Annotated in this window: 18 protein-coding genes, 1 tRNA gene and 1 pseudogene; 12 read left to right on the forward strand and 8 right to left on the reverse strand. The window is 65.6% G+C overall.

The annotated features are described in order from the left end of the window. Positions 1-3 precede the first annotated feature (3 nt). On the reverse strand, positions 4-999 hold the full coding sequence (locus tag ACSBM8_RS14915; protein WP_442678786.1) for an adenosine kinase: 996 nt from the start codon (positions 997-999) through the stop codon (positions 4-6). A 223-nt stretch (positions 1000-1222) separates the two neighbouring features. On the opposite strand from ACSBM8_RS14915, the gene ACSBM8_RS14920 reads away from it, so the two are divergent. From ACSBM8_RS14920 to ACSBM8_RS14945, 6 genes and pseudogenes are all read left to right on the forward strand, one after another. Beyond that, complete coding sequence (locus tag ACSBM8_RS14920; protein ID WP_442678787.1) at positions 1223-1423, forward strand: zinc-finger domain-containing protein; 201 nt, start codon at positions 1223-1225, stop codon at positions 1421-1423. Continuing rightward, positions 1423-1663 (forward strand): annotated as a pseudogene (locus ACSBM8_RS14925) (GIY-YIG nuclease family protein); the annotation flags it as partial. The gene ACSBM8_RS14920 and the pseudogene ACSBM8_RS14925, both read left to right, overlap by 1 nt. A 204-nt stretch (positions 1664-1867) precedes the next feature. Then, complete coding sequence (gene tldD, locus ACSBM8_RS14930; RefSeq protein WP_442678788.1) at positions 1868-3292, forward strand: metalloprotease TldD; 1425 nt, start codon at positions 1868-1870, stop codon at positions 3290-3292. After that, a complete protein-coding gene (locus ACSBM8_RS14935; protein ID WP_442678789.1) occupies positions 3292-3477 on the forward strand; it encodes a putative signal transducing protein in 186 nt (61 codons plus the stop codon). Before tldD ends, ACSBM8_RS14935 begins: the two co-directional genes overlap by 1 nt. A 32-nt stretch (positions 3478-3509) precedes the next feature. After that, positions 3510-4337 carry a patatin-like phospholipase family protein gene (locus ACSBM8_RS14940; protein WP_442678790.1) on the forward strand — a complete coding sequence of 276 codons (828 nt, stop codon included), beginning with the start codon at positions 3510-3512 and terminating at the stop codon, positions 4335-4337. Positions 4338-4377: 40 nt separating this feature from the next. Then, complete coding sequence (locus tag ACSBM8_RS14945; RefSeq protein ID WP_442678791.1) at positions 4378-5202, forward strand: protein phosphatase 2C domain-containing protein; 825 nt, start codon at positions 4378-4380, stop codon at positions 5200-5202. Here ACSBM8_RS14945 and ACSBM8_RS14950 read toward each other — a convergent pair whose 3' ends face one another. Genes ACSBM8_RS14950 through ACSBM8_RS14965 form a run of 4 tightly spaced genes read right to left on the reverse strand, consistent with a single transcriptional unit; the run spans position 5203 to position 7889 of the window. Further along, positions 5203-6651, reverse strand: a complete 1449-nt coding sequence (locus ACSBM8_RS14950) for a B12-binding domain-containing radical SAM protein (protein ID WP_442678792.1) — start codon at positions 6649-6651, stop codon at positions 5203-5205. Continuing rightward, positions 6648-6929, reverse strand: a complete 282-nt coding sequence (locus tag ACSBM8_RS14955) for a hypothetical protein (RefSeq protein WP_442678793.1) — start codon at positions 6927-6929, stop codon at positions 6648-6650. Before ACSBM8_RS14955 ends, ACSBM8_RS14950 begins: the two co-directional genes overlap by 4 nt. Further along, a complete protein-coding gene (locus tag ACSBM8_RS14960) occupies positions 6926-7291 on the reverse strand; it encodes a transcriptional regulator (protein ID WP_442678794.1) in 366 nt (121 codons plus the stop codon). Before ACSBM8_RS14960 ends, ACSBM8_RS14955 begins: the two co-directional genes overlap by 4 nt. Next, positions 7278-7889, reverse strand: a complete 612-nt coding sequence (locus ACSBM8_RS14965; protein ID WP_442678795.1) for a hypothetical protein — start codon at positions 7887-7889, stop codon at positions 7278-7280. Before ACSBM8_RS14965 ends, ACSBM8_RS14960 begins: the two co-directional genes overlap by 14 nt. Positions 7890-8185: 296 nt before the next feature. Here ACSBM8_RS14965 and ACSBM8_RS14970 point away from each other — a divergent pair, with 296 nt between their 5' ends. Then, complete coding sequence (locus ACSBM8_RS14970; RefSeq protein WP_442678796.1) at positions 8186-8524, forward strand: P-II family nitrogen regulator; 339 nt, start codon at positions 8186-8188, stop codon at positions 8522-8524. Between the two features lie 16 nt (positions 8525-8540). Further along, on the forward strand, positions 8541-9884 hold the full coding sequence (locus ACSBM8_RS14975; RefSeq protein WP_442678797.1) for an ammonium transporter: 1344 nt from the start codon (positions 8541-8543) through the stop codon (positions 9882-9884). A 723-nt stretch (positions 9885-10607) separates the two neighbouring features. On the opposite strand, the gene ACSBM8_RS14980 is transcribed toward ACSBM8_RS14975, so the two are convergent. Next, positions 10608-11027: a TIGR01244 family sulfur transferase gene (locus ACSBM8_RS14980; protein ID WP_442678798.1), complete on the reverse strand. Its 420-nt coding sequence runs from the start codon at positions 11025-11027 to the stop codon at positions 10608-10610. Positions 11028-11138: 111 nt separating this feature from the next. Between ACSBM8_RS14980 and ACSBM8_RS14985 the strand changes: the two genes are divergently transcribed. From ACSBM8_RS14985 to ACSBM8_RS15000, 4 genes are all read left to right on the forward strand, one after another. Continuing rightward, complete coding sequence (locus ACSBM8_RS14985; RefSeq protein ID WP_442678799.1) at positions 11139-11906, forward strand: ImuA family protein; 768 nt, start codon at positions 11139-11141, stop codon at positions 11904-11906. Beyond that, positions 11830-13587, forward strand: coding sequence for a Y-family DNA polymerase (locus ACSBM8_RS14990; RefSeq protein ID WP_442678800.1), 1758 nt, complete (start codon positions 11830-11832; stop codon positions 13585-13587). The genes ACSBM8_RS14985 and ACSBM8_RS14990 overlap by 77 nt, the downstream gene beginning before the upstream one ends. Beyond that, positions 13584-17120: an error-prone DNA polymerase gene (locus ACSBM8_RS14995; protein WP_442678801.1), complete on the forward strand. Its 3537-nt coding sequence runs from the start codon at positions 13584-13586 to the stop codon at positions 17118-17120. The genes ACSBM8_RS14990 and ACSBM8_RS14995 overlap by 4 nt, the downstream gene beginning before the upstream one ends. Before the next feature lie 31 nt (positions 17121-17151). Further along, a tRNA-Pro gene (locus tag ACSBM8_RS15000) sits at positions 17152-17228 on the forward strand. 227 nt (positions 17229-17455) lie between these two features. Here the strand turns inward: ACSBM8_RS15000 and ACSBM8_RS15005 are convergent. Beyond that, on the reverse strand, positions 17456-18247 hold the full coding sequence (locus ACSBM8_RS15005) for a FadR/GntR family transcriptional regulator (protein ID WP_442678802.1): 792 nt from the start codon (positions 18245-18247) through the stop codon (positions 17456-17458). Positions 18248-18367: 120 nt separating this feature from the next. Further along, entirely contained in the window at positions 18368-20710 is a 2343-nt protein-coding gene (locus ACSBM8_RS15010; RefSeq protein WP_442678803.1) for a TonB-dependent receptor, read from the reverse strand. Between the last annotated feature and the right edge of the window lie 141 nt (positions 20711-20851).

Raw genomic sequence — 20851 nt, forward strand, 5'->3', positions numbered from 1 at the left:
AGGTTAGCCGAGACGCGCCTGCACCAGCTGGTCGAGCTTGGCTTCGGGGCGGGCACCATAATGGGAGATCACCTCCGCCGCCGCGATCGCGCCCATCCGCAAACTGTCTTCCAAGGAACGGCCCTGCGCCTGGCCAGCAAGGAAGCCGGCGGCGAACAGATCGCCCGCGCCGGTCGTGTCGACGATCTTCTCGATCGGCTCGGCGGGTACGGACGCGGTCTCGCCCTTCTGGACGCCGACGGCGCCCTGCGCGCCGCGGGTGACGACCAGCGTCTCGACCTGGGCCGAGACGGAGCGCAGCGCTTCGTCAAAATCCGTACCACCGGTGAGCGCCAGCAATTCATTTTCGTTGGCGAACAGGATGTCGATCGTGCCTTCCGCGATCAGCGTGCGGAAATCGTCGCCGTGGCGCGCGATACAGAAGGTGTCGCTCAGCGTGAAGGCGACCTTGCGGCCGGCCTCATGCGCGATCTGGATCGCAGCGCGCATCGCGGCGCGCGGCTCTTCCGGATCCCACAGATAGCCTTCCAGATACAGGATCTTGGCCGACGCGATCAGATCGCGGTCCAGCGCCGACGCCGGCAGATATTGCGAGGCACCGAGGAACGTGTTCATCGTCCGCTGGGCATCCGGCGTCACCAGGATCAGGCAGCGCGCCGTGCTGGGCTGAGCCGCCCGCGTCGGCGTATCGAACCGCACGCCATTGGCACGGATATCATGCTGGAACACCGCGCCCAGCTGATCGTCGGCGACCTGGCCGATGAAGCCGCCTTTGCATCCCAGCATCGCCATGCCTGCGACCGTGTTGGCCGCAGATCCGCCGCTAATCTCCCGGCCCGGGCCCATGCGCGAATAGAGGCTGTCGCTGGTGGCCTCGTCCATCAGCCGCATCGATCCCTTGGCGACGCCTTCGGAGGTGACGAAATCATCGTCCGCCTGGGCGATGACGTCGACGATGGCATTGCCAATGGCGACGATGTCGAGCGTGGGTTCGGTCATGAGCACTCCTGCTGCGTACGAATTACCCGCTCATCCTGAGGAGCCATTGAGCTTGTCGAAATGGCGTCCCGAAGGACGCAGCCTGTCCTTCGAGACGGGGCTTCGGCAGGCTCAGCCCCCTCCTCAGGATGAGCGGGCTTGGAAGCCGGCGCTGTAGGGGGCGGGCCGAAACCGCGCAACCGCCGTTGATCTTCCTGCACCAGCCTTGCTATCGCCGCCCGCGATGCAACCAGCCCCCGAAACCTCCCGAGTCGCCACTGCCCGCGTGGCCTGCGACGGCGCCACCGACATTCCCGGCGGAGCCGCGCTCGGCCATCCGCGCGTCTATCTGGAGATTGACGAGAAGGGCTATGTCGATTGCGGCTATTGCGACCGCCGCTTCATCCTGATCGGCGGACCGGCGGATACCGACGCGGCGCACTAGTACACCAGCATCGGACGGGCGTCGTTCCGGGCTTCACCCGTAGTTACAACGTGAGGCGTCTGGTGCGGTTCGAGATGCTGGATGACATGCCAACGGCGATCGCGCGCGAAAAGCAGCTCAAGCGCTGGCATCGCGACTGGAAGATCAACCTGATCGAACAGCACAATCCTGACTGGATCGACCTTGCCCTCGCGCTCGGCTTCGCCCCGGGAACGGGGACTGAGGCACGTTGGATGCTGAAAAAAGTTCAGCATGACGGCCGATTTTACGGTCGAACGGCGCCACAATCCCACCGTCACCCTGAACTTGTTTCAGGGTCCATCTCCCAACCAACGACCAGCATGTAACAAGAGCACGGCCCTCCCCGCCCCGAGAGCCGCCTCCCAAAAAACAACTTTACCATCACCGCTTTCAGGGGAAGGCCGCCCGCCCTATATCCCCCGAATGACCATTCTCGCCGATCCCCGCCGCTTCCTCTACCGTGATCTGGATCCGGAGACGGCAGTCCGCCTCACCGGCGACGCGCTCCGCAATTGCGACGATGGCGAGCTTTACCTGCAATATATCGCCAGCGAATCCTTTGGGTTCGACGATGGCCGCCTCAAGACCGCCGATTTCAACACCCAGGCGGGCTTTGGCCTGCGCGGCTTGTCGGGGGAAACCACCGCCTTCGCGCACGCCAATGAGTTGAGCGAAGCCGCCATCGTCCGCGCCGCCGAGACGATGACGCTGCTCGATCCGGCCCAGCCCGGCCGCGCCGCCCCACCGCGCCGTACCAATGCCAAGCTCTACACCGGTGAGGATCCGCTTTCGGCCATTCCCTTCGCCCGCAAGGTTGCCTTGTGCCAGCAGGTCGATGCTGCCGCCCGCGCGCGCGATCCCCGCGTCCAGCAGGTTTCGGTCGGCCTGTCCGGTTCGTGGAGCGTGGTCGAGATCGTGCGGCCCGATGGCTTTGTTGCGCACGACGTCCGCCCGCTGGTGCGCCTCAACGTCTCGATCGTGGTCGAGCAGAATGGTCGGCGCGAGACCGGCTTCTTCGGGCTGGGCGGCCGCTATCTCTATGATCAGCTGTTCGAGCCGGCGACGTGGAACCGGGCGATCGATCAGGCCCTGTCGCAGGCGCTCGTCAATTTGGAGAGCATCCCCGCCCCCGCGGGCGAAATGACGGTCGTGTGCGGCCCCGGCTGGCCCGGCGTGCTGCTGCACGAGGCGGTCGGCCATGGCCTGGAGGGCGATTTCAACCGCAAGGGCACCAGCGCCTTCGCCGGTCGCATCGGCGAGCGCGTCGCCGCCCCCGGCGTCACCGTTGTCGACGACGGTTCGATCGAGGGCCGCCGCGGCAGCCTCACCATCGACGACGAAGGCACGCCGACTCAGACCAACGTTCTGATCGAGGACGGCATCCTCAAGGGCTATATCCAGGATCGGCTCAACGCGCGGCTGATGGGCGTCGCCCCGACCGGCAATGGCCGCCGCGAAAGCTTCGCGCACGCGCCGATGCCGCGCATGACCAACACCTTCATGCATGGCGGCAAGGATGATCCGGACGAGATCCTCAGCCGGGTGAAGAACGGCATCTATGCCAAGTCGTTCGGCGGCGGCCAGGTCGACATCACCAGCGGCAAATTCGTGTTCAGCTGCACCGAGGCCTACAAGATCGAGAATGGCAAGCTTGGCGCCCCGATCAAGGGTGCGACCCTGATCGGCGACGGCCCGACCGTGCTGACCAAGGTCGCCGCGATCGGCAACGACATGGCGCTCGACGAAGGCGTCGGCATCTGCGGCAAGGGCGGCCAGTCCGTCCCCGCCGGCGTCGGCCAGCCCACCCTGCTGATCGACGGGCTGACGGTCGGCGGCACCGCCGCCTGATGTCGCTGGTCGAACTCGCGCGCTACACCGATCGCGCCGAGATCGCCCTCGCCCGGTCCCGGCTCGCCAGCGCCGATATCGAAAGCTTCGTGTTCGATCAGGACATGCTGTTGGTGCCGGCGCGGCTGATGGTGCTCGACGACGACGAAGCGGCGGCACGCCAGGTGCTGGGCAGCGGTGTATGACGATCGCCGCCGCCATCGGATGCGCGACCTAGGTGGCGGGCACGTCGAATAGCGGCGTTGCCCTCGCGCTCGGCGGCGGCGCGGCGCGCGGATGGGCGCATATCGGCGCGCTCCAGGTGCTGCACGAAGCCGGCATCCGCGTGGATGCGGTCGCGGGAACCTCGATCGGGGCGCTCGCCGCGCTCTGCCTGGCGACCGAACGGCTCGACATTCTCGAAACGATCGCGCTCGGCACCACCCACCGCAGCGTCTTCGCTTACCTTGATCCCAATCTCGGCCGTGGTGCCTGGCTGGGCGGCCGGCGTATCGCGCGCGAACTGACGACCCATTTCGCCGATCTGCAGCTGGAGGATGTGCCGATCCCGATCGCGCTGGTGGCCGCCGATCTGCAGACCGCGGAGGAAGTGCGGCTGACATCCGGACCCGCCATCAGCGCGGTCCAGGCATCGATCGGCCTTCCCGGCATCTTCAAGCCGATCGCGCGCGACGGACGGCTGTTGATCGACGGCGGCATGGTCGCCAACGTGCCGATCGCGGCCGCCCGCGCGCTGGCGCCGGACCGCCCCGTCATCGCGATCGACCTGATGGGCGATTATTCCGGCTATATCCGGGCGAGCACGCAGGACGGCGAACGCTCCGCCCTCGGCACGCTGCGCTCGGCCTTTCTGATGATGGTCACGCAACAGACCCAGCAGGCGGTCGCGCTGCACCGGCCCGACGTGCTGATCTCCATCCCGGCCGGGCATATCAGCACCGGCGCCTTCACGCGCGCGGCCGAACTGATCCAGCTGGGCCGCGATGCGGCGCTCGGCGCTTTGGCCGAAATCGACGCGGTTCAAACGCGCGCCAATAGCCGATAGGGCGGTCCCAATCGTCATATTTCCGAGTTAGGACTGGGCCATGCATTTCGATCTGATCCAGTCGCTCAGCCTTGCCGGCTCGTCCTCGGTCCCGAATGACGATCGTGCCGGCGCGGCCGATCGTCGCGCCTGGGTGATCGATGGGGCGACCGATCTGGGGCCGCCGGGCCTGGTCGGCGCGCGTGGCGGTGCGGCCTGGCTGGCCGCAGAGGCCCATGCCGCGCTGGTCGGCGCCGAGGACGCGCCCATCGCCGCGCTGTGCACCGCGCTTGCGGACACGCTCGAAGCACGCTTCGCCGCGGCACGCACGCGCGCGCCGGAGGATCGCTGGGAATTGCCGATGGGGTCGATGCTGCTGGTACGGCTGGCGGAGCAACAGCTGGAATACGCCTGGCTCGGCGATTGCGCTGCTCTCCTGCGCAGCGGCGATCGCATCACCCGCCTCGGCCCGCCCGGCCACGGCAAGGATGCCGAGGCCCAACAGGCGGCGAGCCTTGCCCAGCATGGCCTCGGCAACGTCAAGCGCAGCGCGCCGATTCTGGAGGAACTCCGCCGCTCGCGCAGCGGCCCGGGCAAGCGCATCCTGGGCGTCGAGCCGGAGACGATGCAGAGCGTCGAGACCGCCACCCTGCCCTGCAGGCCCGGCGACGATCTGCTGCTCATGACCGACGGCTTCGCCGCACTGGTGGATGGCTATGCCCTGATGGACGAAGCCGCTTTGATGGCCGCGCTCGACACCGAAGGCCTCGCCGCGCTCGCGTTGCGCCTGCGCGACACCGAAGCGGCCGACAGCGCCTGCGAACGCTTCGCCCGCTTCAAGACCTCCGACGACGCCACCGCCTTGTGGCTACGGATCGGCAGCTAGTTATGGCGCGACGGCAGCGACCTGTGTTTGCACGGCCGCTGCCTCAACAGTGGCTGCAGTTTCGCCGGACGAGGCGGTTTTGTCTTGCCGCGACACCTTGGACAGCACCGCCTCCAGCAGCGGTGTCATCACGCCCAGCCACTTGGTCTTGATCACCACGTCCCACAGCGGCTCGAACTTCTTCCAGCCGGCCGCATAGCCGAAATGCTTGGCGCAATGCTTGACGCTTCCATGCGCGGCCGACGCGCGCAGGATGTTGCTCCAATTGTAAAAGTCCCGATACGCGCGATCATAGCCGGTCTTCAGCGCCTCCGCGCTCAGCTTCGCCGGCAGATAGACGACATGACGTGTATCATACCGGTCCCAGTCCTGGCTGGTGATACGCCCCTGCGCCGCCAGCGTCTGATGGAGCGGCGTGCCCGGATAGGGTGTCTGGATATGGAAGGTCGCGGTGGTCACGCCGTGGCGTACCGCCCAGTCGACCGTGCGGTCGAACACGTCGGCCTCGTCATCGTCCATTCCGAACACGAACGATCCGTTGATCATGATGCCCAGGTCGCTCAGCCGGCGCGCCACCGCCGCATAATCCTTGGCCAGGTTCTGCTTCTTGTTGCTGCCGAGTAGATTGGCCGGGCTGAACGTTTCGAAGCCGACGAACAGGCTGCGCAATCCCGCTTCGGCGGCACGCTCGATCAGGTCGCCGCGCAGCACGCTGTCGACCGTGGCGGCCCCCTGGAACAGCCGCCCCATGCCGCGCATGCCCTCGAACAGGGCCTCGGCAAAGCGCCGGTCGCCCAACAGATGATCGTCGAGGAAATAGAGATGCCGGCCGGGCAGCCGCTCGATCTCGGCCAACGCCTCGTCCACGCGCTGGGCATAGAAGGATCGGCCGCCCGCGAAGAAGGCATCCTTGTAGCAGAAGTCGCAATGTTGCGGGCAGCCGCGCGTCACCACGATCGAGTTCGGCACGAGGTAGCGCCCGCGCTTGATCAGATCGCGCCGCACCGGCGGAATGCCGTGGATCGTGCGTCCGGCGCTCGAAACATAACGGGGTTGCGGGCAGCCGGCGCGCAGCTCCGCCAGGAAGACCGGGAAAGTCTGCTCGCCCGGGCCGATGAAGATCGTATCGGCATGCGGGGCCGCCTCATCCGGCAGCGAGGTCACATGCAGTCCACCCAAGGCGACGTGGCAGCCCTTGGCGCGATAGAGGTCGGCCAGCGCATAGGCCCGATAGGCATTGGTGATATAGACCTGGATCACCACCAGATCGGGCCGATCATCGGTGCGCAGCGGCTCGACATGATCGTCGACCAGTTCGACCTCGTCGTCCGGCGACAGAAAGGCGGCCAGCGTCGCCAGTCCGAGCGGTGGGAACAGCGAATATTTGATCGGCCGCCAGAAGGGGCTCTTCGCCTCGGTCAGCGCCGGCAGGATCATCTTCACCTTCATGCGATCACGCCCTGCAAGACCAGCATCGACGAGCGCGTCAGCGTGACCGCGATGGTGGCGGTGCCGGCAGCGTCCGTGCGGCAAAACCCCCGTATCGCGCCGGCCAACCGATAATGGCGCAGCGGACGCAGCGCCTCGATCATGACCACCCCCGAGGCTGGATATCGGCTCGCCTCGATCAGGCAAACCACCCCCCGATCCTGGCGCAGCGCTTGCGCGATCCGCAGCGAGTCGGAGCTTTGCAATGCAAAGTCATTGGGCAAACCAAAAGCGCTCATGCGGGGCGTACCTTTAAATTGGCGGTGTCGGATCCGGCCGTGGCGCGCGATGCCTTTTTCAGCACGTCGCTCAGCACATCCAGATAGGCGGCGAACCGGTCGCGCCCCGTTTCGGTCAAATGACAGCGCGTGAACGGCCGTTTGCCGTCATAGCCCTTGTCGAGCGTGACAAAGCCGGCGTCCTCCAGCACCTGCAGATGCCGGCTGAGGTTCCCATCGGTCAGCCCGCACAGCGCCTTCAGGTCGGAAAAGCCCAGCCCATCCGCACGGCCCGCCAGCGAGGTCACGATTCCCAGCCGCGCGCGCTCGTGGAACACCCGGTCGAGCCCGTCATAGGCGAAGGGGGCCTCAGCGCGCGTCATCGGCCACCCCCGCGCGATGCAGGATGAACGCCGTGATCAGCTGGCCGATCCCGAACGGGATGCCCATCATCCAGGCGCTCGGGACACCCGCCTGCGCGCCCAGCACCAGCGTCATGATGGCGCACAGGAAATACCAGGCGGCCGGCCAGACGATCGTCTTGGGCAGCGTCCCCACCGCCGAAAAGCCGGTCAGCGCGATCAGCATCTGCCACACGCCCGGCAGGATCCAGATCACGTCCGGCGCCGCGCGCACGATCACGAAGGTGATCGCCGCACCCGCGGCCAGGAACGGCAACAGCAGCCGCAACGTGCTCGCCAGCATCCGATCCGCCATACCGGCATGCAGCCGCCGCGCGCGCGCCAGTGCCTCCACCGCGATCAGGCTCCCCGCCACGGCCGCCGTCGCCACCCAGGTCGGCACGAACAGCCAGCCTGGCAGGCCGTAGCCCGGCCCCGCATCCTCGATCGCCGCCACGATCAGCGCCATCGCCCCCGTCGCACCGACCGCCAGCGGCGCCAGCCCGCGAAAGCGCGTGCTCGCCGCCAGCCGATCCTGGATGAAGGCCAGTTGCGATAGCGCATGATCGACTTCGCTCATGGAAACTCCTTTGCAATGCAAAGTGCCTGATGCGACGGATGGCGTCAATAGGGCATTCGGCGGAGTAACTTGGTAGCCAATTTGTCGCATTTTACTGGCACCTGACGCCTAATGCCGCGTTAGGGTCCTCACAGCGCCAAATCGCTTCCGCCGCAATATCGTGCCTAAAAAATAGGCATCCCGCTTTATTTGCTTAACCGCTGGGCGCTCTTGCCGCGTCTGCAGCCCGCTCTCCCTCCGCCAACGAACTGGCACGCTTTTTGCGACGCAGCATCGGGGAAGAGCAGGGAGGTGGAATGAAACTCGTAATAGCCATCATCAAACCGTTTAAGCTGGACGACGTGCGCGAGGCTCTGTCCGCGCTCGGCGTCCAGGGCATGACGGTAACAGAGGTCAAAGGCTTCGGCCGCCAGAAGGGCCAGACCGAAATCTATCGGGGGGCCGAATACAGCACCAACATGGTGCCCAAGATCAAGGTGGAGGTTGCGTGCAGCGCCGATCTCGCGCCGCGGGTGGTGGAGGCGATTCAGCAATCGGCCAACACCGGCGCGATCGGCGACGGCAAGATCTTCGTGCTCGACGTGGGTCAGGTGGTGCGGATCCGCACCGGCGAGACCGACGAGACGGCTCTCTAGGATGCAAGGGGGACACATGAAGCTTTCAACCAAGATCGCGGGCGCCGCGGGCATGGCGGCGATCGCCGCCTTTGCCGCGCTGCCGGCCTGGGCCCAGGATGCCGCGGCTGCCGCACCTGCCGCCCCCACCGTCAACAAGGGCGACACCGCGTGGATGATGACATCCACCCTGCTCGTCCTGATGATGATCGTTCCCGGCCTCGCCTTGTTCTATGGCGGCCTCACGCGCGCCAAGAACATGCTGTCGACGATGACGCAGATCGGCGCCGTCGCCTGCCTCGCCATGCTCATCTGGGTGATGTGGGGCTATACCGAGGCGTTCGGTGACGGCGGCAACCAGTTCATCGCCGGCTTCGGCAAGGCCTTCCTGAAGGGCATCACGCCGGATTCGACCGCGGCCACGTTCACCGCGGGCGTCGCCATCCCCGAATATGTGTTCGTCTGCTTCCAGATGACCTTCGCCGCGATCACGGTGGCGCTGGTCCTCGGTTCGGTGGTCGAGCGCATGAAATTCTCGGCCGTGATGGTGTTCGGCGCCGTCTGGCTGACCATCGTCTATTTCCCGATCGCCCACATGGTATGGGCGGCCAACGGCCGTTTCTTCGTCATGGGCGCGCTGGATTTCGCCGGCGGTACCGTCGTGCACATCAATGCGGGCGTGTCCGCGCTGGTCGCTTCGCTGATCCTCGGCAAGCGCCTGGGCTATCCGGAAGAGCGGATGGCACCGCACTCGCTGACGATGACGGGCATCGGCACCGGCCTGCTGTGGGTGGGCTGGTTCGGCTTCAACGCCGGTTCGGCGCTCGAGGCCAATGGGTCGGCCGCGCTTGCGATGATCAACACCTTCGTCGCCACCGCGTCGGCAGGCCTGGTCTGGATGCTGGCGGAGCGCCTCGTCGGGCATAAGGGTTCGGCGCTGGGCTTCTGCTCCGGTATCGTTGCCGGGCTCGTCGCGGTCACGCCGGCTGCGGGCAATTCCGGCCCGTTCGGTGCGATCATCCTGGGCGCCATCGCCAGCATCGTCTGCTTCTTCGCGGTTTCCAAGCTGAAGCCGGCGCTGGGCTATGACGACGCGTTGGATGCCTTCGGTGTCCACGGCATTGGCGGCATGATCGGCGCGATCGGCACCGGCATCGTCTATTCGTCGACGCTCGGCGGCCCGTCCAAGCCCGATTTCAACATGGGCCACCAGTTGATGGTGCAGCTCCAGGCTGTCGCCGTCACCATCGTCTGGGCTGCCATCGGCACCGCCATCGCCATCTTCATCGCCAAGCTGCTGACGGGCCTGCGGGTCTCGCCGGAAGTCGAGCATGAAGGTCTCGACATCGGCGAGCATGGCGAGCGCGCCTACAATTACTGATCGAATTGGGGCGGGCCCCACGGCCCGCCCCGCACTATGTTCCTCCTGCGAACGACTGGCCGACGGAGCAATCCGTCGGCCTCTTTTTTTTCGATGGACGAAGCGTCACCGCGCCGGAGAACGGGGCCGCTGTACAGCCAAGGTTTCACGGGACCACGTCGCGGGCCTTGACAAAATAGAACATATCGGGTACAAGCGCATCGCTTCTGCCCTGATCAGGCAGCGGCACAAGCTCAACTCCGCCGCGTGCGGGGAACGACCGGCGCGGCGCTGCTTGGGGTGCATCCCAGACAAAGCTTTGCCCCATTTCCGTAACCACCCAGCCGGGTTCACCCGGCGGTGAAGCCGGCGTCGCGTACCGTGGCTAGGCGGTCGACGTTCAGGGGTAACCCCCGGCAAATGCCGCAGCCACAGGTCGGCGCCGCAGCTTAGGCTGGCGGCAGGCGCCTGCAGGGGCTTCGAGCCACCGGACCAAGGCCGCAACCGCTGGTGCCGTGTGAGTGAGGACATACGGGCGGCACCCCCGGGCTCTCCCGGGACCACGGTTTTAACCGCCTGCCCTCCCGCACCTTCGAGCAGGTGGCGGACCCGCGCCGGTCGTGACGCTTCGCCCCAAGCCACGCCTCCGCGCGTCCGGATCGGATCGACCGCGGCATATGCCCGTCATCTGGAAGAAGAAGGATCGTTTACGGCAGGACGATCGTCTCTCGCCGGCCCAGCCGCTCAGGCCTGGGTCGTCAGGATCGGCCGGATCGGGCCAAGATCATAGCCCGCCTCCGCCGCCTTCGCGATCAGCGCCTCGCCATCGTCGCCCAGTCTGTTGCGCGCCAGTGCCCACAAGAAGGTCGATCGCGTGCCCGATCGGCAGAAGGCCAGCACCGGTCCGGGCGCCGCCTGCAGCGCGTCCGCCATCGCATCCACCTGCCATGGCGCGAAGCCCGAATGATCGACCGGGATGGCGAAATAGGCCAGGCCGGCCTCGCGCGCCGCCGCCTCGATCGCGGCGCTGCTCGGCTGGCCGGCCTGCTCGTCGTCGGGACGATTATTGACGATGGTTGTGAAACCCTGCGCCTTGGCATCAGCGATGTCGCCGGGCTCGATCTGGCCGAACACCGAGATGGACGGGTCGAGCATACGGAACATGGGCATCTCCAGTGAAAGACGGGCCGCCTCCATAGCCAGCTTGGCCGCCAGGGAACAGCCGCGCTTGACTCCGGTTGAGTGGACGGGAAAATGAGAACATATAGAGAACTGATGACGTGCGAGTCGCAACCTTCCCCCGCGCTTCGGCGCCTTGCCCGCTCCTTGGCGGCGGGAGTCGCGCAGGCCGAGCCGGTCGTGCCGGCTTCCCGTTTTGCTTTGGGTGCGCCGCCGCTGGATGCCGTGCTGGGCGGCGGTCTGGCACAGGCGCGCCTGCACGAATTGTGGCCGGCGACCCCCGCCGATGCGCCGAGCGCGGCGGGCTTCGCGCTCATGCTGGCGCTGCGCGGCAGCGGCAAAGATGGCACGATCGTCTGGATCGGGCAGGAGCATCCCCGCCAGGCGCCGCTGTATCCCCCCGGTTTTGTCGAATTGGGAATCGATCCCGGACGCATCCTGTTCGTCAGCACGCCCGACGAGAAGACATTGCTGCGCACCGCCGGCGACGTGGCCCGCTCGCCCGCCGCAACCGTGACGGTGATTGCGCCGGCGGGCCCTGCCCCGCTGCTGGATTTGACCGCCAGCCGCCGGCTGACCTTGTTTGCCGAGCGTTCGGGCACGACCGCCATCCTGCTGCGCACGACCGATCCGCAAGCCTCGTCGGCGGCGGCCACGCGCTGGCGGGTGGCATCGGCTCTGTCGCAGGCGCTGGACGCGAACGCGCCCGGCCATCCGGCCTTCACGGTCGATCTGACCCGCCAGCGCGGTGGGGCTCCATCGGCCGGATGGCGGCTGGAGTGGGATCGTGACCGCGCCTGCTTCGCGGCGCTATCTCGCGCTGTGGCTGCCGATGATGGCGGCCGATATCTGGCAATTGGATAACAATAGTCTCCTCCCCGGAACGGGGAGGGGGACCGCCGCCGCAGGCGGTGGTGGAGGGGATCCGCCACAAGCGGCGCGCCCAGCCGCATATCCCCTCCGCCCGCCTGCAGCTGGTCCCCCTCCCCCTCCGGCGGAGGAGGCGGCGATCGTCTTCGTCGAAAAGCTCAACAATGCGATGCGGCTGACTGCGCTCTCGCCGAGCGCGATCGCGCTCGGCCTGACTCCAAACATCACGCTGGCCGATGCGCGGGCGCGGGTGCCCGCATTGGTGGCGCATGATCGCGATCATGCGGCCGAGGCGCGCCTGCTGGCACGTATCACGGCCGGTTGCGTGCGCTACACGCCGATGGCGGCCGCCGAGCCACCCGATGGGGTGATCCTCGACATTACCGGCTGCACGCATGGCTTCGGTGGCGAAGCGGGCCTTAAAGCAGATCTCGCCGCACGGCTGGCAAGCTTTTCACCCAACTACCCAAACCCCGTTCGTGCTGAGCGAAGTCGAAGCACGCTGCGGAACGCTGGTGCCACGTCCTTCGACTTCGCTCAGGACGAACGGTTAGAGGAATTGCGTGTAGCCTGTACCGGCATCACCGCCCGGCTCGCCTTCGGCGATACGCCTGAACAGGCCCGCGCCCTGGCACGGTTTGGCCGGGACGGGGGCGATCCGCGCACGCTCCCGGTGGAGGCGCTGGAAGCCGATCCGGCCGTCACGCTGGCATTGCGCCGTGCCGGACTGAAGACGATCGACGCGCTCGCCCGCCGACCGCGCCGGATGCTGGCCGCGCGCTTCGGCGATCTTGCCCTCCGCCTCGCCCGCCTGCTTGGCGAGCAGGATCGCCACATCACCCCCGAACGGCCCTTGCCGCCCATCGTCGCGCTACGCCGCTTCGCCGAGCCGATCGCCCGGGTCGAGGATGCGCTCGCTTGCCTGGAGGAACTGGCGATCGAAGCCGCTTCGACCTTGCTCGATCGTCACCAGGGCGGCCGCCGCTTCGTCGCACGCCTGTTCCGCAGCGATGGTGCGGTGGCGATGGTGGAAATATCCACCGGCCAACCGACCCGCGATCCTGCCCTGCTGGGACGGCTGTTCCACGAGCGGATCGATGCGCTTGCCGATCCGATCGATCCCGGTTTCGGCTTCGATCTGATCCGGCTCGATGTGGGCAATGCCGAAAAGCTGACCGCGCGACAGGACGATTATACCGCCCCCGCCCGTCAGGACGAACAACTCGCCGAACTCAGCGATCGTCTGTCGGCCCGGCTTGGCGCGCGCCGCATTTACCGCGTCCAGCCGGAAAACAGCCACATCCCCGAATGCGCCGCTACGCGCTGCTCCCCGGCGCACCTGCCGCAATGGGAGGCCGCCCCGCCAGACGAACCGCCGATGCGTCCGCTGCGGCTGTTCGATCCGCCGCAGCCGGTGGGCGCCGTCATGTCGGAAGTGCCGGACGGTCCGCCAATGCGCTTCACCTGGCGCGGCCGCAGCTACAGCATCGCCCGCTGGGAAGGCCCCGAACGCATCGCCGCCGAATGGTGGCACCGGCGCGATCGCGGTGGCCGGCCACGCGATTATTACCGGGTCGAGGATGCCGACGGCCACCGCTTCTGGCTGTTCCGCCACGGTTTGCATGTCCGCGATGGCGAGGAGCCCGGCTGGTATCTCCACGGCCAGTTCGCATGACCGAAGCAGCGTATGTGGAGCTGGCCTGCGCGAGCCATTTCTCCTTTCTCCATGGCGCCAGCCATGGCGTGGATCTGCTGGGCCGCGCCTTCGAACTCGGCCATGTCGGGCTGGGCATCGCCGATCGCAACACCGTCGCCGGCGTGGTCCGCGTATGGCTGGCGCTCAAGGATGCCCGCAATCAGTGCCATGAGGTGCTGGGCCTGCCCCCGCCCAACTTCAAGCTCGTCACTGGTGCACGCTTGATCTTCGCCGACGGCACCCCCGACATCATCGCCTATCCCGAGACGCGTAAAGGCTGGGGCCGGCTATGCCGCTTGCTTTCCACCGGCAACCTGCGTGCCGACAAGGGCGATTGCGTGTTGCGACTAAGTGATCTGCTCACCTTTCATGAGGATCTGCTGCTGATCGTGCTGCCGACCAGCACACGCCGCGAGGATGAAGGCGAGGAACGCAGGGCGGAGAAGCAGACGATCCTGCCGCCGGACGAGGATGAACGTACACGAACCGCTCCATCCTCTCTTTTCGTCATTCCCGCGCAAGCGGGACTGCACCGGGAGGACAGCGTCTGCGGCACGGGGGATGCCTGCCTGCGCGGGCATGACGGGGGACAGAATGATAATGTCATCCCGTTCCCCATGCGCCCCGGTCAGGATATCTTGACCCGCACGCTTGCCACCTTGCGCGCCGTCGCACCCGACCGCGTCTGGCTCGGCGCGGCGATGCGGCGGTCGGGCGCCGATCATCGTCATCTCGCCCGGCTCGCCAAAACGGCCCGCGCCGCCCAGGTGCCTTTGCTTGCGATCAACGATACCCTCTATGCCGCACCGGAAGACCGCCCCCTGCAGGACGTGCTGACCGCGATCCGGCTTGGCGTCACCGTGCAGGAAGGCGGTAAGAGGTTCGAGGCCAATGCCGAGCGCCATCTCAAGGACCCCGCCGAGATGGCGCGCCTATTCCGCGCCTGTCCGGAGGCGATCGAAGAAACTTTGCGTTTTCACGCACGCATCCGCTTCGACCTCGGCGATCTCAAATATGAATATCCGCACGAGCCGGTACCCGACGGCTGGGAGCCGCTCGCCTGGCTTAAGCATCTGGTTGCCGAAGCCGCCGCCAAGAAGTGGCCCAACGGCTTGCCCGCCAGGCTGCCCGCCTTGCTGGAGGAAGAGTTCATCCTGATCGGCAGCCGTAAGGACCTGCCTTACTACTTCCTGACCGTGCACGACCTGGTTAGCTTCGCGCGGTCGAAGGGCATATTGTGCCAGGGGCGCGGGTCGGCCGCCAATTCGATGGTCTGCTATCTGCTCGGTATCACCTCGGTCGATCCGGCCAAGCATGATCTGCTCTTCTCGCGCTTCATGTCGGAAGACCGCGACGAGCCTCCCGACATCGACGTCGATTTTGAACATGAGCGGCGCGAAGAGGTGATGCAATATGTCTATCAGCGCTACGGCCGTCACCGCGCCGGCATTGTCGCCACCGTCATTCATTACCGATCGCGATCCGCGGTCCGCGAGGTCGGCAAGGCGCTTGGCCTCACCGAGGATATTACGACCCGCCTGGTGAGCACGGTGTGGGGCAGCTTCTCCAACAAGATGGAGCAAGCGCGCTTTCACGAGACCGGCTTCAGCCTGGACAATCCGGAGATCGCGCGGCTCAACCATTTCGTCGCCAAGCTGCTGGAAGCACCCTTCCCGCGCCATCTCTCCCAGCATGTCGGCGGTTACGTCCTAACCCAGCATCGGCTCGACGAAACCGTGCCGATCCATCACGCCGCGATGGAGAATCGCACCTTCATCGAATGGGACAAGGACGACATTGACGCACTCAAGCTGATGAAAGTCGACGTGCTCGCGCTCGGCATGCTCACCTGCATCCGCAAGGCGTTCGAGCTGATCGGCGACTTTGACGGTCAGGGCCAGGGACAGAAGTACACGCTCGACAACCTGCCCAAGGAACAGCCCGACGTCTACGCCATGCTGTGCAAAGGCGAGAGTATCGGCGTGTTCCAGGTCGAAAGCCGCGCGCAGATGAACATGCTGCCACGCCTCCGCCCATGCGAACTTTACGATCTTGTCGTGCAGGTCGCGATCGTTCGCCCGGGGCCGATTCAGGGCAATATGGTCCACCCCTATTTGCGACGTAGGCAGGATAAGGAAGCGGTCGTTTATCCCTCGCCCGGGCCGGCCTATGACCAGCATGAGTTGAAAGAGATCCTGGGCAAGACGCTAGGCGTGCCCTTGTTTCAGGAACAGGCGATGAAACTCGCCATTACGGCCGCCGCCTTCACGCCGAGCGAAGCCAATCAATTGCGCCGCGCGATGGCGACCTTCCGCAATGTCGGGACGATGCCGAAGTTCGAGCAAAAGATGATCGGCGGCATGACAGGGCGCGGCTATTCGGAAGAATTTGCGCGACGTTGCTTCGATCAGATCAGGGGATTTGGCAGCTATGGTTTCCCGGAAAGCCATGCGCTTAGTTTCGCGATCTTGGTCTACGTCTCGGCTTTCCTCAAGAAACGCCACCCGGCCGCCTTCTGCGCGGCCTTGCTCAATTCTCAGCCAATGGGCTTTTACGCGCCGGCGCAGATCGTCAGCGATGCGCGTGCCAATGATGTCGATGTTCGCGCGATCGATGTCTCCTTTAGCGACTGGGACAACAAGCTGGAACCAGGCCAAGCCAAACCCGCGGTGCGGCTCGGCTTCCGCCAGATCGATGGTTTCAAGGAGGATTGGGCCAAGGCGATCATGGAGTGCCGGCCGATGCTCTCAGGCGATGGCTGCGCCAGCACGCAACGCATCGAAGCACTCGCCCGCGCGGCGGCCTTGCCCTCCAAGGCGCTGCGCCTGCTGGCCGATGCCGATGCCTTCCGCTCGTACGGCCACGATCGGCGCGAAGCCCTGTGGGCGGTGCGGCGGACGCCGACCGATGCCTTGCCGCTCTTTGCCGCCGCCGATGCGCAGGAACTGGGCAGCGAGGAGGACGCACAGCTCCCCGTCATGCCGCTGAGCGAACATGTCGCGGCCGATTTCCAGCTGACGCGCCTGTCGTTGAAGGCGCACCCGATGCACTTCCTGCGTGGCCTGTTCGCGCAGGAGGGCGTGCTCAGCGCCCAGCAGATCCGCGATGCCCGGGACGGCACGCGCGGCAAGGCGGCGGGCGTGGTGCTGGTCCGTCAGCGGCCGGGCGAGGGCAAGGCGATCTTCGTGACGCTGGAGGACGAGACCGGGATCATCAACGTTCTGCTCTGGGCACGCGACTTCGAAAAATATCGCCGGGCGGTGATGGCGTCGCGGCTGATGGAGGTGCGCGGCGTCATCCAGAAGAGCGTCGAAGGCGTCGTTCACCTGATGGGCGCCCATGTCTTCGACCGCACGCAGGAGCTGGAACGCCTGTCCGAAGATCATCCCACCCGCACCACATTGAGCCGCGCAGACGTATTCGAGCACCCGCAGCCCCCCCGTCACGCGGTGCCGCGCGGCAGCCATCCGCGTAATGTTCGCGTGCTACCCCCCAGTCGCGACTTTCACTAATCGATTTGCTGGTCTAGGGGCTGTCTCGCGTCGGGGAGTGGCGCAGTCTGGTAGCGCACCTGGTTTGGGACCAGGGGGCCGCAGGTTCGAATCCTGTCTCCCCGACCATTCCGTTTCTCGGAGCGGTCCGAAGTCATGTGCGGGGAGATTGCTTCCCATGCCGACCGATGGCTCCCGCCGCTGCCGTCCAGCAACAAAGCACAGATACCGGATCCACCCCTTGGTGCGCGGCAGCGAGCCGTTCCGGTCTGAGTCAATTTGCGTGTGAGCGCAGCCAGCAGACTTACCTGCCGATCCAGGTCGGACATACGCGCCTGCGGTAGCGTCCGTACGGGCTAGCGCGAGGCTCCCGCGATACTCGTATGATACCGCGCACGCGTGCTCGCGACCGATCGCCGGGCTTCCTCGATCGCGCGCTCCTCGGTGGTGAACAGCAGATGATCCATTACGGCGGACAGATGCGCCCGCATCGCGGCGCGCGACGCAACGGGATCATGCGCGCGCAGCGCGTCCAGGATCAGGCGATGTTCGGCAACGACCGGGCGCACATTCGCGCTGCGCGCCTTGTTGTGCAGCAATGCGCATTCCGGCGACGTCGCCCGAATCCGCCAGAAGCCTTCGATCGCCAGCCGGACCGCCGAATTGCGGGTCGCCTCCGCAATCGCCAGATGAAAATCGCGATCGGCGGTTTCCGTGACCTCGGGCAGCGAATTTTCCTGATCGATGCGCTCCACCAGCTCCGCAACATGCGCAAGCTCTGCATCGGTAATATGGACCGCCGCCAACGCGGCAGCTTCGCCTTCGAACATGATCCGCGCCTCGGTCAGCTCGAACGCGGTGATCGCAAAACCCGGCCGGTCATCCTGCCCCGGCAGCTTGCGCACGAAGGCGCCGGAGCCGACGCGGACATCGATATAGCCCTGCACCTCCAACGCGATCAGCGCCTCCCGCACCGCCGGACGGCTGACATTATGCTCCAACGAGAGCTCACGCTCGGCCGGAAGGCGATCACCGATAGCATAACGGCCCGAAGCCAATTGGTCGAACAGAAGCCCCGCCAGCCGCTGGTATAGACGCCCTCCACTCTGGGGCGGACCTTCCGCTGGAGAATCCGAACCAAAAACCATCCGCGCGCCTTCTGAACCAGGGGGACTGACCAATATCATATCCCATGGGCGACACCAGCATCCGCTCGGACGACCTCACCGCCGCCCGTTCGATGCGATGCCGCCCGGCCCGGCCATCCGTTAGAAGCCGACGCGCATCCGGATGCCCGCATACCGACGCGAGTTGCGCGGCAGCAGTTGCACGACTGCCTGCGCGTTCGAGTTGCCGGCATATTGCAGCGAGGTGCTGTAATTTTCATCGAACAGATTGTTCACGAACAAGGCGGCCCGGAACTCACGACCGCTGCGGGACTGGATGCCGATGCTGGCGTTCACCACGCCATAAGCGCGCTGATAGGAAACCGGACTGCCCAGCAAGTCGAAGCTCACCCGGCTTTGATGCGCGAACTCGCCCGTTACGAAGCCGTCAAACGGCAGCGACGGCAATTCCACATCCTGGGTGGCAGCGATATTATATTTGAACTTGGGCGCGTTGGCCAAGGTCGCGCCTGACAGATCCTGGAACGCGCCTGTACCGACGCGGACGCAGCCCTGCGCAGCCGTCTGCCCGGTATAGCAAGGCGCATTGCTGAAATCGCGGATCTTGGCGTCGGTATAAGCGGCAGAGGCGTCGACACGCAGCAGGCGGGTCACCTTGGCGGACAATTCCGCCTCCACGCCGCGACTGCGTAGCGCGCCGACATTGCTGAGTTGCGGCACGATCGAACCGTCGGGCAGCGTGATCTGCGCTTGTGCCTGGAAGTCCTTGAAGTCCGTCCAAAAGCCGGTGAGGTTCAATTGCACGCGATTGTCGAAGAACCGGCTCTTGATGCCGACTTCATAGGCCTTGCTCGTCTCGGGGCGGACCGGATTGGCCGCCCGCGCCGGGGTAAAGCCGGTACTGATGTCGAAACCCTGGCCCTTATAGCCGGTGGCGTAGGAGCCGTAGATCATGACGGCGTCGGACAGATCCTGTCGTACCGCGAACTTGTAGGTCACTTCATTGTCGGACGAGCGCCCGCTGCACTCGGCCAGGCAGGTGGCGTTGTTCGCAACCGGTACCGCCCCCGGGGTCGTATTCAGGAAGCTGCCCGTGATCCGTTCGCGGTTGAAGCGCAGGCCGGCGTCGATGTGCGTGCGATCGGTGATGTTGTAGGTCAGCTGGGTGAAGGCGGCCATCGTCTGGGTGGTCGCGTCGGCACGCCAGCTTGCGGCCGTATTGGGGCGCCGCGAATAATCGCGATCGGTATTCCCCTTGGCGTAGAATAAGGCGACGAGGTAATCCAGCTTGCGCTTACCGCTGGAAACCAGCCGCAATTCCTGCGTGAAATTGCGCGCGTGGAAGCTGGCCGTGGCGATGGAGCCGTTGGGCACCGGCGCGCTGGTCGGCACCGCGGGATTGCTGAGCGTCGGTGTCCCAAGCTGATCGAAATCCTCCAGAAAATGGAAGCGCCAATCCTGATAGGCCGTGATCGAAATCAGGTTTGCAGTATCAAGGTCCAGCGTCGCGCGGCTGGTGAACATGGCCTGCTTGCTGACATTCTTGGGCTCCGTATCCAGCCGGATCCGGTAATTGCTGTCGCCCAGATCGGTGCCGTCGACCGATGCCTGGACTGGAGCGCCAAAGATATTGGCGCCCGGGTTCAGCGATCGGAACGTCCGGACCTGGCCATCGGATCGCGTATTGGAATAGCTGCCGGTCAGCGCGACATTCAGTCGGTCGAACGGATCGAGATCGAGCCGACCGCGCACGCCGTAATTGCGTTCTCCGTTCAGCTTGTTGCCGGTGTTGAGGTTGCGGATATAACCCTGGCGATCGTCGTAAAAGGCGTTGAGCCGGAAGCCGACATCCTTCGCCAGCGGGCCGGAGATCATCGCTTCGACGCGATATTGCTCATCAGTGGTGGCCGTCGCACCAATGGCCCCGGTCAAGGTCGATGTCGGACCTTGCGTGACAATATTGATGACGCCGGCTGCCGCATTCTTGCCGAACAAGGTCCCTTGGGGACCGCGCAACACTTCCAGCCGGGCAATGTCGCTCAGGCCGGAAAAGGCCTGCGCCTGCTGCAGCAAGGCGACGTCATCGACCACGATCGCGACGCTCGGTTCGATGCCGATGCTGAAGGAGAAAGTACCGATGCCGCGCAGATTGATGCTGCTGCCCGTGGCGTTGGTATTCTCGGTAACGGTCAGGCTGGGCGAAACACGGGCGATGTCGGTAACCGTACTTACCCCGCGTGCTTCCATCTGATCGGCGGTGAAAGCGGTTACGGCAACGGGCACGTCCTGAAGATTTTGGGCGCGGCGCTGCGCCGTCACGACGATTTCCCCCAGGCTGGTCGAGTCCACCCCTGCGGATTGCGACGTGCTGGACCCTTGCTGTTGGCCGGCAGGCGCGTCCGGACTTGCGGTTACGACCCCGGGCGTCGGTAGCGCCGGCGAGGCTGCGCCCGTTTGCGCCAGCACCGACTGGGCGAGAGTCATGGCTACAGACGCGCCCAAGGCCAATTTCAGATACATCATTCTCTCCCGTACGCCGCATTTGCGATCTGCCTTACCAAATCGGTCTTACCGGTCTGCCATGTCAACCTTTAACGTTAAAGCCCTACCGGCCGGCTTGGAAAT

The sequence above is a fragment of the Sphingomonas sp. ASY06-1R genome (genome assembly GCF_052180265.1).
GTDB lineage: Bacteria > Pseudomonadota > Alphaproteobacteria > Sphingomonadales > Sphingomonadaceae > Sphingomonas_I.

Excerpts from the sequence above, each read along its gene's own strand:
- ACSBM8_RS14915 (WP_442678786.1), bottom strand. The coding sequence starts at position 999 with ATGACCGAACCCACGCTCGACATCGTCGCCATTGGCAATGCCATCGTC.
- ACSBM8_RS14920 (WP_442678787.1), top strand. The coding sequence starts at position 1,223 with ATGCAACCAGCCCCCGAAACCTCCCGAGTCGCCACTGCCCGCGTGGCC.
- tldD (WP_442678788.1), top strand. The coding sequence starts at position 1,868 with ATGACCATTCTCGCCGATCCCCGCCGCTTCCTCTACCGTGATCTGGAT.
- ACSBM8_RS14935 (WP_442678789.1), top strand. The coding sequence starts at position 3,292 with ATGTCGCTGGTCGAACTCGCGCGCTACACCGATCGCGCCGAGATCGCC.
- ACSBM8_RS14945 (WP_442678791.1), top strand. The coding sequence starts at position 4,378 with ATGCATTTCGATCTGATCCAGTCGCTCAGCCTTGCCGGCTCGTCCTCG.
- ACSBM8_RS14950 (WP_442678792.1), bottom strand. The coding sequence starts at position 6,651 with ATGAAGGTGAAGATGATCCTGCCGGCGCTGACCGAGGCGAAGAGCCCC.
- ACSBM8_RS14955 (WP_442678793.1), bottom strand. The coding sequence starts at position 6,929 with ATGAGCGCTTTTGGTTTGCCCAATGACTTTGCATTGCAAAGCTCCGAC.
- ACSBM8_RS14960 (WP_442678794.1), bottom strand. The coding sequence starts at position 7,291 with ATGACGCGCGCTGAGGCCCCCTTCGCCTATGACGGGCTCGACCGGGTG.
- ACSBM8_RS14965 (WP_442678795.1), bottom strand. The coding sequence starts at position 7,889 with ATGAGCGAAGTCGATCATGCGCTATCGCAACTGGCCTTCATCCAGGAT.
- ACSBM8_RS14970 (WP_442678796.1), top strand. The coding sequence starts at position 8,186 with ATGAAACTCGTAATAGCCATCATCAAACCGTTTAAGCTGGACGACGTG.
- ACSBM8_RS14975 (WP_442678797.1), top strand. The coding sequence starts at position 8,541 with ATGAAGCTTTCAACCAAGATCGCGGGCGCCGCGGGCATGGCGGCGATC.
- ACSBM8_RS14980 (WP_442678798.1), bottom strand. The coding sequence starts at position 11,027 with ATGTTCCGTATGCTCGACCCGTCCATCTCGGTGTTCGGCCAGATCGAG.
- ACSBM8_RS14985 (WP_442678799.1), top strand. The coding sequence starts at position 11,139 with ATGACGTGCGAGTCGCAACCTTCCCCCGCGCTTCGGCGCCTTGCCCGC.
- ACSBM8_RS14995 (WP_442678801.1), top strand. The coding sequence starts at position 13,584 with ATGACCGAAGCAGCGTATGTGGAGCTGGCCTGCGCGAGCCATTTCTCC.
- ACSBM8_RS15005 (WP_442678802.1), bottom strand. The coding sequence starts at position 18,247 with ATGGTTTTTGGTTCGGATTCTCCAGCGGAAGGTCCGCCCCAGAGTGGA.
- ACSBM8_RS15010 (WP_442678803.1), bottom strand. The coding sequence starts at position 20,710 with ATGACTCTCGCCCAGTCGGTGCTGGCGCAAACGGGCGCAGCCTCGCCG.